General features: G+C 71.8%; 8 protein-coding genes. 1 reads left to right on the forward strand and 7 read right to left on the reverse strand.

Annotation, left to right across the window (positions count from 1 at the left end; all coding sequences use genetic code 11):
- Positions 1–115 precede the first annotated feature (115 nt).
- Positions 116–1,651, forward strand: coding sequence for a CehA/McbA family metallohydrolase (locus ACIBJG_RS12910; RefSeq protein ID WP_399307519.1), 1,536 nt, complete (start codon positions 116–118; stop codon positions 1,649–1,651).
- Here ACIBJG_RS12910 and ACIBJG_RS12915 read toward each other — a convergent pair.
- The 7 genes from ACIBJG_RS12915 to ACIBJG_RS12945 form a co-directional block, all read right to left on the reverse strand.
- Entirely contained in the window at positions 1,648–2,883 is a 1,236-nt protein-coding gene (locus tag ACIBJG_RS12915; RefSeq protein WP_399307520.1) for an MFS transporter, read from the reverse strand. The two genes, ACIBJG_RS12910 and ACIBJG_RS12915, sit on opposite strands and share 4 nt — an antisense overlap.
- Before the next feature lie 228 nt (positions 2,884–3,111).
- Positions 3,112–4,575 carry an aldehyde dehydrogenase family protein gene (locus ACIBJG_RS12920; protein ID WP_399307521.1) on the reverse strand — a complete coding sequence of 488 codons (1,464 nt, stop codon included), beginning with the start codon at positions 4,573–4,575 and terminating at the stop codon, positions 3,112–3,114.
- Positions 4,572–6,311: an amidohydrolase family protein gene (locus tag ACIBJG_RS12925; protein ID WP_399307522.1), complete on the reverse strand. Its 1,740-nt coding sequence runs from the start codon at positions 6,309–6,311 to the stop codon at positions 4,572–4,574. The genes ACIBJG_RS12920 and ACIBJG_RS12925 overlap by 4 nt, the downstream gene beginning before the upstream one ends.
- Positions 6,312–6,546: 235 nt before the next feature.
- Positions 6,547–7,668, reverse strand: a complete 1,122-nt coding sequence (locus ACIBJG_RS12930; protein WP_399307523.1) for an LLM class flavin-dependent oxidoreductase — start codon at positions 7,666–7,668, stop codon at positions 6,547–6,549.
- 124 nt (positions 7,669–7,792) lie between these two features.
- On the reverse strand, positions 7,793–8,578 hold the full coding sequence (locus ACIBJG_RS12935) for an SDR family NAD(P)-dependent oxidoreductase (RefSeq protein WP_399307524.1): 786 nt from the start codon (positions 8,576–8,578) through the stop codon (positions 7,793–7,795).
- Positions 8,579–8,588: 10 nt separating this feature from the next.
- The gene (locus ACIBJG_RS12940) at positions 8,589–9,542 is read right to left on the reverse strand and encodes an LLM class F420-dependent oxidoreductase (protein WP_399307525.1); all 954 of its coding nucleotides are present in this window, start codon (positions 9,540–9,542) and stop codon (positions 8,589–8,591) included.
- Between the two features lie 630 nt (positions 9,543–10,172).
- Positions 10,173–12,086, reverse strand: coding sequence for an AMP-dependent synthetase/ligase (locus ACIBJG_RS12945; RefSeq protein ID WP_399307526.1), 1,914 nt, complete (start codon positions 12,084–12,086; stop codon positions 10,173–10,175).
- Positions 12,087–12,178: the final 92 nt, after the last annotated feature.

Raw genomic sequence — 12,178 nt, forward strand, 5'->3', positions numbered from 1 at the left:
CTCATGCTGATTCGTCCGCCTCGCCCCTCGTTCACCCGGCGTTCATGGGCCCCGTTCACGGTGTCGGGTACGGACGGAAGCCCGTCTCGGACCACGACGCCCCGGGAGCCCTCCCATGCCCGCACCGCATCCCGCGCACCGCCCGATCGCCAGGCGCGGCCTCCTCGTCACCACGGCCGCTTCCGCCCTAACGTTGGGGACCGTGAGCTTCGCCGACGCCGCAGACGCCCCGGAAGCAGACTCCCCGGAGGGCGCGACCAGGGCCCGGACCGTGCGCGGCGTCCTGCCCACCGGGTCGCCCGACTACGTCTACCTGCCGGTCGAGGTACCGCGCGGGGTCGCCGAGATCGCGGTCTCGTACGCGTACGAGAGGCCGCCCGTCCCGGCCGGTACGCAGGGCAACGCCCTCGACATCGGTGTCTTCGACGAGCGCGGTACGGAGCTGGGCGGGCCGGGGTTCCGTGGGTGGTCCGGCGGGGCGCGCAGCAGCTTCTTCATCCGGGCCGACGCGGCGACACCCGGCTATCTCGCGGGGCCGGTGCGCGCCGGGACCTGGCACATCGCCCTGGGGCCGTACACCGTCGCGCCCGAGGGGCTGCCGTACGAGGTGACGGTCACCCTGCGCCTCGGTCCGGCCGGGTCCACGCCGGAGCCGGTCTACCCGCCGGAGCGTGCGAAGGGGCGCGGGCGCGCCTGGTACCGCGGGGACTGCCATCTGCACTCCGTGCACTCGGACGGCAAACGGACGCCGGCCGAGGTCGCCGCCGCGGCGCGCGCGGCCGGGCTCGACTTCATCAACAGCAGTGAGCACAACACCACGTCCGCACACGGCGCTTGGGGCGGGCTTTGGGGCGACGACCTGCTCGTCCTCACGGGCGAGGAGGTCACCACCCGTAACGGCCACGTGCTCGCCCTCGGCACCGAGCCGGGGACCTGGGTGGACTGGCGCTACCGGGCCCGGGACAACCGGCTCGGGCACTACGCCGGGGCCGTGCGCCGGGCCGGTGGACTCGTCGTGCCCGCCCATCCGCACGCCACCTGCATCGGCTGCCACTGGAAGTTCGGCTTCGGCGAGGCGGACGCGGTGGAGGTGTGGAACGGGGCGTACACGCCGGAGGACGAGATCGCCCTCGCCGAGTGGGACAACTCGCTGGTGTCGGCGGCTCGTTCATCCCGTGGGTGGGTTCCCGCCATGGGCAACAGTGACGCCCACCGGGAGCCGGACAAGGTCGGGCTCCCGCAGACCGTCGTGCTCGCCGAGGAGCTGTCGCGCGACGCGGTCCTGGCCGGTATCCGGGCCGGGCGCTCCTACATCGCCGAGTCGTCGGCCGTCAGCCTGGCCTTCGGCGCCTCGGGCGGGCGCGGGCAGCATGCCGGGATCGGCGAGCGGCTGCGGGTCGCCGGGGACGACACCCCGGTCACCGTACGGCTGGAGGTCACCGGGGCGCCCGGCTGCACCGCACACTTCGTCACCGACCAGGGCACTCTGTTCACGGCCACGCTCCCGGAGTCCGGCACGGGGTCGGCGCAGTGGCGGACGACGCCCGCCTACGCCGCGTATGTGCGCGCCGAGGTCCGCCACCCCGCCACGGTCCCGGGCCTGCCCGGAGCCCTCGTGGCGCTCACCAATCCGGTGTTCCTGGAGGGCTAGGCGGTCGCCTCCGCACGCTCAGGGGCGGGTGACGCAAGGGCGCGCAACCGCTGCGCGCAGGAGCGCTGCTGTACGTACGCGAGACCCGCGACGACCGTCCCGAGCACCAGCCAGCCCGCCGGTCCGGCCGCCATCACCACCCCGGTCAGCAGCGGCGGCCCGGCGGACTTCTGGATGGACTGGGACATGCCCGCCACTCCCAGGTACGCGGCCCGCGCGTCGGGCGGTGCGAGCAGGACGGCCAGCTCCCACGAGCTGACCGAGCGCATCAGCTCCGCCAGGGTGACCAGCACCGCCGCCGCGAGCAGGACCACCGCGGCGGTCCAGGTCCCGCACCGGGTGGCGGCTGCGAGCAGGGCGCAGCACGCGAACATCAGGACTCCGTACAGGGAGACCGTCCGCAGCACCCGGTGCGGGCCCTCCGCCCTGTTGGAGATGGTCAGTTGGAGGGTGACGACCAGCACGGTGTTGATGACCAGGACGGCCGGTACGAGGGCGTGCGGCGCGGACGTACTGCTCACCAGCCACAGCGGCAGGCCGACGCCGAGGACCGAGTCGTCGAGGTTCATCGGGATGTCGAGGAGGACGAAGCGGAGGTAACCGCGGTCCCGCCACGGGCTCTTCGGCCGGCCGGGCTCGCGGGCGGCCGCCGGGGTGGTGCCGGGCGCCTCGCTCTTCGCCACTTCCACCGTCACCGTGTCGCGCGGCTCGCCGGTGCGGCGGACCAGGAGTGCGGCGACGACGAAGGACAGCGCGTTGGCGAGGATCATGGCGCGGTAGGCGTCCGTGGTGCCGATGGCCAGCCCGATGGCCGCCAGTCCGGCGCCGACGCCGTATCCGGCGTTGGCCGCGCTGCGGGACAACGCCTGGTAGGCGGCGCGGCGTTCACCGGCCGCACGGGTGGCGAACAGCATCTCCAGCGTCTTCGCCGAGCGGTCCGCCAGGTAGGTGACGGCGATGACCGGAAGCAGCGCCTCGAAGCCTGTGCACAGCAGCACGAGCGCCAGGGTCACCAACCGAAGCAGGTGGCAGCCGATGAGCAACGGGCGGACCGGGAAGCGTCCGGCCAGGCGTCCGGCCAGGGGTGATCCGACGATGCCCGCGACGCCGGCCGCCCCCAGCAGTACGCCGATCTGCTGGGGGCTCAGGTGCGTGACGAAGGTGAGGTAGAGGACCGAGGAGGCGGCCCACAGGCCCGAGCCGGTGCGGTCCACAGCCAGGGCGAGGAGCATGATCCGGGCGTCCCGGCCACCCGGCGGGTTCCGCAACTGGGCCAACAGCCCCGGCCCGCCCCCGGCCTCGGCCTTCCGCCCACTCCCGCTTCCCGCAGTGCGGCGCACCGCCCACCCCCGGTTATCTCGACATCAAGAGATCTGCAGACCCGGGGAAGCCTGCCGGGAGTTATTCTCGATGTCAAGATACTTGATGGCGAGATACTCGCTCTCGCGTGCGGGCCCGGCTCAGCCCGGCCAGACGATCGCCTGGAGTTCGCTGTACGCGTGCAGCGCGTACGAGCCGACGTCCCGGCCCACCCCGCTGCGCTTGAACCCGCCGAACGGGGCCTCCATGTTGCGGCCGATGGTGTTCACCCCGACCCCGCCCGCGCGCAGCCGGCGGGCGACGCGGAAGGCGCGGGCCACGTCGCCGGACCAGACGTAGTCGATCAGTCCGTAGTCGCTGTCGTTGGCCAGCGCGATGCCCTCCTCCTCGTCGTCGAAGGGGACGACCACCACGACCGGGCCGAAGATCTCCTCCCGCACCACCCGCATGTCGTTGGTGCAGTCGGCCAGCAGCGTCGGCGCGACGTAGAAGCCGCGGCCGGTCGGGTCCGGGCGCTCGCCGCCCGTGACGACCCGGGCCCCTTCCTTCCGGCCCAGCTCCACGTACGACTCGATGCGGTCGCGGTGGGCCGCCGAGATGACCGGGCCGACAACCGTGCCCTTCGCCTTCGGATCGCCGACCGTCAGATACCCGGCGTACGCGGCGAGCTTCTCGATCAGCGCGTCGTGGACGCCCCGTTGGACGAGGACGCGGGTCGGAGCCGTACAGATCTGTCCGCTGTAGAAGGAGAACGTCGTCCCGATCCCCGCCACCGCCGAGTCCAGGTCGGCGTCGTCGAGCACCACGGCGGCGCCCTTCCCGCCCAGCTCCATCAGCTGCCGCTTCATGGACCGGCCGCAGACCTCCGCGATGCGCTGCCCGACCGAGGTGGAGCCGGTGAAGCTGACCATGTCGACGTCGGGCGAGTCGACCGCCGCCTCGCCCACTTCGGCGGCCGAGCCGCTGACGACGTTGACGACGCCGGCCGGTACGCCGGCCTCCGCGAGGGCCTCCGCCATCCGGTAGACGGAGAGCGGGTCCTGCGGGGCCGGTTTCACGACGACCGTGTTGCCCATCGCGAGCGCGGGGGCGATCTTGCCGGCCGGGTTGGCCCAGGGGTTGTTGTACGAGGTGATGCAGGTGACGACGCCGACCGGCTGGCGGACGGCGAGCGCCCCGAAGATCCCGGCCCGGCCCATCGGCCCGGCCTCGTTGATCTGCGGCGGTATCGCCTCCTCCACCGGTTCCAGCGCCCCCTTCGCGTACCGGCGGAAGCGGGCCGCGCCCACGGCGACCTGCATCCCGCGGGCCGTACCGGTGGTGGCGCCGCTCTCCGCCTGCGCGAGGGCGGCGTTGGCGAGGAAGTCGCGCTGCATCAGCTCCGCGGCGCGGTCGAGGATCGCGGCGCGTTCCTCGGGGCGGGTGCGGGACCAGTGGCCGAAGGCGTCGCGGGCGGCGGCCGCCGCCTCGTACACCTGGGTGCGGCTCGCCTCGGGGGCGAGGCCGACCGTCTCCTCGGTGGCCGGATCGACCACCTCGTAGTGGCCGTCGGCGGGTTCGGTCCACTCGCCGTTGATGAAGAGGCGCTGAGGTGTGGTGGTCATACCGTGCTCACCGTCCGGGTGTCGCGGCCGGAACGCAGCACCGTGCCGGGGACCGCGCCGGTCACCTTGTCGTCGCGCAGGGTCTCCACCCCGTTGACGCGGACCGACACGATGCCCAGGGCCTTGGAGTCCAGCCGCGGGCTGTCGCCCGGCAGGTCGTGGACGAGGGTGGCGGGGCCCGCGTCGATGCGTTCGGGGTCGAAGAGCACGAGGTCGGCGTGGAAGCCCTCCTCGACGCGGCCGCGCTCGCGCAGGCCGAAGAGCCGGGCCGGGTCGTCGGTCAGCATCTTGACGGCCCGTTCCAGCGGCATGAGCTTGCGGCCGCGCAGACAGTCGCCGAGGAAGCGGGTCGTGTACGGGGCGCCGCACATCCGGTCCAGATGGGCGCCCGCGTCGGAGCCGCCGAGCATGACGTCCTCGTGCTCCCAGGTCCGCTGCCGCAGCGCCCACGAGTCGGGGTCGTTGTCGGTGGGCATCGGCCACAGGACCGTCCGCAGGTCGTCGGCCGCGCAGATCTCGACGAGGCAGTGGAAGGGGTCCAGTCCCCGCTCGGCGGCGATGTCCTTGACGACGCGCCCGCTGAGGCCCTCGTTCGCCTCGCTGTAGGTGTCGCCGATGACGTACCGGCCGAAGTTCGCGAGGCGGCGGAAGACGCCGGCCTCCTTGCTGTCGGCGCGGCGCAGCATCTCGGCGCGGGTGTCCGCGTCCCGCAGCCGCTCGATGCGTTCCGGTACGGGGAGGGCGAGGATGTCGCCCCAGCCGGGGATCAGGTTGAGGGCGCAGAAGGTGCCGAGCGACATGTTCATCGGGGTGAGGATCGGCATCGTCAGCGCGACGACCCGGCCGCCCGCGCGACGGGCCCGCTCGCCGGCGATCAGCTGGCGCGGGACGCGTTCGGGTACGGAGGCGTCGATGGTCAGGACGTTCCAGTTCAGCGGGCGCCCGGCGGCGGCCGTCATGTCGACGAACAGGTCGATCTCGTCGTCCGAGAACTGGTCGAGGCAGCCCGCGACGATGGCCTCGATCTGGGTGCCCTCGTGCTCGCCGACGGCACGGGAGAGCGCGAGGAGCTCCTCCGGCAGCGCGTGCCGGGAGGCGACCGGCTGCCCGTCGCCGTCGGAGTGCGTGGAGGACTGGGTGGTGGACAGGCCCCACGCCCCGGCGTCCATCGCGTCGTGGAACAGCGCCAGCATGGCGTCGAGTTGGGAGGGCGTGGGCTGCCCGCCGACCGCGTCGGCGCCCATGACGTGGCGGCGCAGCGCGCAGTGCCCGACCATGAACCCCGCGTTCACGGCGATCCGCCCGTCGAGTGCGTCGAGGTACTCGCGGAAGCTGGACCAGCTCCAGTCGACGCCTTCCTCCAGGGCCTTCAGCGCCATGCCCTCGACCCGCGACATCATGCGCCGGGTGTAGTCGGCGTCCTCGGGCCGGTCCGGGTGGAGCGGGGCGAGGGTGAACCCACAGTTGCCGCCGGCGACGGTGGTGACGCCGTGGTTCATCGACGGGGTGGCGTACGGGTCCCAGAAGAGCTGGGCGTCGTAGTGCGTGTGCGGGTCGACGAACCCGGGTGCGAGAACGAGGCCGGTGGCGTCCTCGGAGGTCGCTGCCTCCTCGGCGACGGTTCCGGGCTCCGCGATGACGGCGATGCGGCCGGCCCGGATGCCGATGTCCGCGCGGTAGGAGGGCCCGCCGGTGCCGTCCACGACGGTCGCTCCGCGGATGAGGTGGTCGAGCATGACGGGGTCCTTCCTCCATGGTGGATTTGTTGCGCCGGGGTGCGTACGGCCGCGGTACGCACCCCGGCTCGCGGAGCGGCGGTCCGGGAAGACGCCGCCCGCAGACTTGCGCCCCGCCCCGGGGCTCCGCCCCGGACCCCGCGCCTCAAACGCCGGCGAGGCTGGTTTTCGCCGGGGCAGAATCAAGCCCCTCCGGCGCTTGAGGAGCGGGGGTGCGGGGGCGGCGCCCCCGCGACTATGCCGCGTCGCGGAACCGCGTGGTCCGATGCACCGGATCCGTGTCGATCTTCGGAATCACGTGCTCCCCGATCAGCTTGATCGAGTTGATCGTGTCCTCGTGACTGATCCCGATCGGCAGCCCGAAGCTCAGCTGGTCCGCCCCGGCCTGCTCCCAGCGCCGGCACTGCGTCAGCACCTCGTCCGGGTCGCCGCAGATCATCAGCTCCTCGGCGATCAGCAGCTCGATGATCTCCTCGGAGTACTCCGGCAGCAGCTCCGGCCACTCCGGGATCCCCTCCGGCCGGGGGAACGTGTCGTGGTAGCGGAACAGCAGCGACTGCAGGTAGTTCAGCCCACCGCCCACCGCGATCTCGACGGCCTTCTTGTGGGTCTCGGCGCAGATCGCCGTGGAGGTCACCATCACGTTGTCGTTGACGAAGTCACCGACCGGCTCGGCGTCCTTGACGGCGTTCTTGTACGACTCGACGACCCACTCCATGTCGGAGACCTTCTGCACGCTGAAGCCCAGCACGCCGAGGCCCTTCTTCCCGGCCATGGCGTACGAGGGCGGCGAGCCGGCCGCGTACCACATCGCCGGGTGCGACTTCCCGTACGGCTTGGGCAGGATCTTGCGCGGCGGCAGCGACCAGTGCTTGCCCTGGAAGCCGACGTACTCGTCCTGGAGCCACATCTTGGGGAACTCGGCGATGGTCTCTTCCCAGAGTTCCTTCGTGTGGTTCATGTCGGTTATGCCCGGCATGAACCCGAGGATCTCGTGGGTGCCCGCCCCGCGACCGGAGCCGAACTCGAAGCGCCCCTCCGAGAGGTGGTCCATCATGGCGACCTTCTCGGCCACCTTCACCGGGTGGTTGACCGGGGCGAGCGGGTTGAAGATGCCGGATCCGAGGTGGATGCGTTCCGTGGCGTGGGCGAGATAGCCCAGGTACACATCGTTGGCCGAGAGATGCGAGTACTCCTCCAGGAAGTGGTGCTCGGAGGCCCAGGCGTACTTGAAGCCGGACTTGTCCGCCTGGATGACGTACTCGGTCTCCTCGATCAGCGCCTTGTGCTCTGCCTCGGGGTCCGCCTTGGCCCGCGCGGCGGGCACGTACCCCTGTACAAAGAGCCCGAATTCCAAGGGGGTTCACCGTCCTCAATCGTTTCTGACACACCGTCAGATTCTGCTGCGTCCGACTGTTCCACCGACACCCCGACCCGTCAATACCTGACGCTCCGTCAGCCGAGGCGAAGTGGGGGCCCGGTCAGAAGAGACTCACCCCCGCCAGCCATCCGCCGTCGATGACGAACGGCTGACCGGTGATGTACGAGGAGTCGTCCGAGGTCAGGAAGAGCGCCAGCGCCGCCACCTCCTCGGGCCGGCCGATCCGCCCGAGCGGCACGAGCTTCTTGTACAGCTCACTCACGGCCGCCGCCGTCTCCTCCGGATCCGCGTCCGGGTCCAGCGCCGCCGGATTGGTCATCGGGGTGTCCACGGCGCCGGGGCACATGGCGTTGACCCGGATGCCCTTCGTGGCCAGCTCCACGGCCGCCACCTTGGTCAGCCCCAGCACGGCGTGCTTGGTCGCCGCGTAGGCGCCGACGAACGCCATGCCGGTGAGCCCGGTGTACGAGGAGGTGTTGACGATGGTGCCACCGCCGGCTGCCTCGATCTCGGGCGCGACGTTCCGGATCCCCAGGAAGGCCCCCACCTGGTTGACCTGCACCACCTGCTGGAACTCCTCCAGCGGCGTGGACACCAGTTCGTTGAAGCGCAGGATCCCCGCATTGTTCACCAGCCCGTCGATCTTCCCGAAGGCACCCTTCGCGGCGGCGACGGCAGCCCGCCAGTCCGCCTCCTGGCTCACATCCAGGTGCACGAAGAGCGCGACGCCCTCCCCCAGCTCCTTGGCGAGGGCCTCGCCCTGCTCGTCGAGCACGTCGGCGATCACCACCCGCGCGCCCTCGGCGGCGAACAATCGCGCCTCCTGCTCACCCTGTCCGCGCGCCGCGCCGCTGATCAGTACGACCCGCCCGTCCAGCTTGCCCATGGCCTGACTCCTACCTGTCGATGTTGCCGAGGTGAGGTGCGACTTCGGCGGCGAACGCCGCCATCTGATCGGTCAGTTCACTTCTGCTGCGACTGCGGAAGCGCACCTGGATCTGGTGCACGCCCATCGCGCCGTACTCCCGCAGCGACTCCGCGAGGGCCTCCGGCTTCCCGCTGAGCGTGCGCCGCCCCACGGACCAGCCCGGCTCCCCCACGTACAGCGGCTCGGTGATGGCCCCGACGACGATCGGCCTGTCCACCCCCGCCGCCTCGCGGAGCGCGTACAGCCGCCCGATCTGCGCGGGCAGCTTCTCCCGCGGGTCCCCCTGCGGCAGCCACCCGTCCCCGCGCACGGCGGCCCGGCGCACCGCCGCGGGCGAGGACCCGCCCACCCAGACGGGCACCCGCTCCTGGGCCGGCCGGGGCAGCTGGCCGAGCCCACTGAAGGAGAACCGCTCCCCCGCGAACTCCGGGTACTCCTCGGGCCCGAGCGCCGCCTTGAGCGCGTCGATACTCTCGTCGAGCACACCGCCCCGCCCGTCGAAGTCCGCCCCGAGCGCCTCGAACTCCTCCCGCACGTGCCCGGCCCCGACCCCGAGGATCAGCCGGCCGCCGCTGAGGTGGTCGAGGGTGGCGTACTGCTTGGCGGTGGCGAGCGGATGCCGCAGCCCGACGACGGCGACATGGCTCATGAGCAGCACGCGCTCGGTGATCCCGGCGAGGTAGGCGAGGGTAGCCACGGGGTCGTACCAGACGGTGCTCATCGCCCCCGCGAGTCTGCGGGGGATGGCGACGTGGTCACAGCTCGCCAGGTAGCCGAACCCGACCCGGTCGGCGGTGCGGGCGATCTCGGCGAGGTCGGCCGGGGCGACCCCGGCCTCCCACGGCTCTGCGTAGATGGCGCTCTGCGACTGGATCGGGAGCTGCATCCCGTACGACAGCGGTCCGGCCGGCAGTATCGGCACCGAACGGCCTCCTTCCCCTGGAATGACCCTGACGGAATCTGACGGCTCGTCATATTCCGAGTGAGCGGATTCATCGTCGTACCTGACGCTCCATCAGACAAGGGGTGCCCGGGAAGAAGGAGCTCAGGGCAGCTCGGACAGGGGCAGCCGAATCGGCGGCCGGACACTCCTCGTCGTCACCACCGTCGGGCCGCAATCGCCGGACGGGCTTGTGTGCGGGTGCTCCGCGCGGTGCGGTGCGCCTCTGTCCGGTGGGTGGGGGTGGGGTCCCTCCGGGGAGACTCCTCAAAAATGGCGTGTGCACCCGACAACGGACAGGTGCCCGGGTCGTACGCCATTTTCTGCGGGGACTCCCCTGCACGCCCCCACCCGGTCCCGGCCGCGTCTGCACGCCGGTGGGACGAATGGTGCAGACGCGGGACGGCCGGGTTCGGGGGCGTGCAGGGGAGTCCCCGCAGGACGACGAACAGATACCCGGGTCCGCTGCGTACCCGCCGAACGTTCGTCGTCCGAGGAGACGCCCCGGAGGGACCCCGAACCCCCACCCACCGGGGTAAGGCGCCGCGCAACGCGGAGCACCCGCACCAACCAGCCCGTCCGGCGCTTGAGGACAAGAACCCGCGCCACGTCCTACTTCCGGTACAACTCCTCGATCTCCGCCTCGAAGTCCCGCGCGATCGCGTCCCGCTTCAGCTTCAGCGACGGCGTCAGATGGCCGGCGGCCTCGGTGAAGTCCACCGGCAGGACCGTGAACTTGCGGATCGACTCCGCGCGCGAGACCAGCCGGTTGGCCTCGTCCACCGCGCGTTGCAGCGCCGTGTGCAGGTCCTCGTCGTGGATGAGGTCGCGCATCGGGACGTCCTGCTTCTTCTTCATCTGGCGCCAGTGGGACAGGCCGTCCGGCTCCAGGGTGATCAGGGCGGTGATGAACGAGCGGTTGTCGCCGACCACCATGCACTGGCTGACCAGCGGGTGGGCGCGCAGCCAGTCCTCCAGAGGGGCCGGGGTGACGTTCTTGCCGCCCGACGTGATGATGATGTCCTTCTTGCGGCCGGTGATCGTGAGGTAGCCGTCCTCGTCGAGCGCGCCCAGGTCGCCCGTGGCGAACCAGCCGCCGTCCAGGGCCGGGACGGCTTCGCCGCGCTCGGCGTCCCAGTAGCCGTGGAACACCTGGCCGCCGCTGAGCAGCACCTCGCCGTCCTCCGCGATGCGTACGGCGGTGCCGGGCATCGGCCAGCCGACCGTGCCCAGGCGGGGTTTGAGGGGCGGGGTGACGGTGGCGGCGGCCGTGGTCTCCGTCAGGCCGTAGCCCTCGAAGATCTCGATGCCCGCGCCCGCGTAGAAGGCGGCGAGCCGGCGTCCCAGCGGGGAGCCGCCGCAGATCGCGTAGCGGACGTGGCCGCCGAGCGCGGCCCGGATGCGGCGGTAGACCAGCGGGTCGTAGAGGGCCCGGGCGGCGCGCAGGCCGAGGCCCGGGCCGGGGCCCGTGCCGTGTTCGGCGGCCTCGACGGCCTGCCCGTAGCGCTGGGCGATGCGGGCGGCCCGGTCGAAGGACGAGGCGCGGCCCATCTTCTCAGCGGTGGCCCGGCCCGTGTTGTAGACCTTCTCCAGTACGTACGGGATGGCCAGCAGGAACGACGGCTTGAAGCCGGCCATGTCGGCGAGCAGGTCCTCGGTCTGGATCGACGGGGCATGGCCGAGGCGGACCCGGGCGCGCAGACAGCCGATCGCGACCATCCGGCCGAAGACGTGCGACAGCGGCAGGAACAGCAGGGTGGACGCCGGGTACTTGCTGACGGACTTGAAGACCGGGTGCAGCAGCTCGATGGCGTTGTCGACCTCGGCGAAGAAGTTGCCGTGTGTCAGGACGCAGCCCTTGGGACGGCCGGTGGTGCCCGAGGTGTAGATGAGGGTGGCCGGGGTCTCCGGTTCCAGGGTGGCGCGGCGGGCGACCAGGGCGTCGTCGGGGATGTCCTGGCCGAGCTTCCTCAGCCGGCCCAGCGCGCCCGTGTCGAACTGCCACAGGTGCGTGAGGTCGCCGAGCTGTCTGCGTTCCTGGCTGATGATCCGGCCCTGTTCGGCCGTCTCGACGGCGCAGGCGACCGCGCCGGAGTCCTGGAGTATCCAGCGGGCCTGGAAGGCGGACGAGGTCGGGTAGATGGGGACGGTGACCAGGCCGGCGGCCCAGGACGCGAAGTCGAGCAGCGTCCACTCGTAGGTCGTGCGCGCCATGATCGCGATGCGGTCGCCGCCCCGCAGGCCCTCCGCGATCAGGCCCTTGGCGACGGCGAGTACCTCGGCCGCGAACTCCGCCGCCGTCACGTCCTGCCAGCTGCCGTCCGGCTGCTTGCGGCTGAGGACGGCGTCGGCCGGTGCCTCGCGGGCGTTGTCGAACGGGATCTCGGCCAGCGAGCCGCGGCGGACGGGCGGGGCGAACGCCGGTACGGAGACCTGCCGGACGCTGCCGTCGGCGGCCCTGACCTTCGTCGGCTCGACCAGGACGGGGGCGGAGGGTGCGGGGGAAGGGGCGGGTGGCGTGGACACGTGCGGCTCCTCGGCATCGGGGTCGGGCGGTTCACCTGGTCCGTCCGGCGGCAGGCCCTGATGCCTTCGCCGAACCGTGCTCAACTTCTTTA

This window comes from Streptomyces sp. NPDC050422, assembly GCF_044458665.1.
GTDB lineage: Bacteria > Actinomycetota > Actinomycetes > Streptomycetales > Streptomycetaceae > Streptomyces.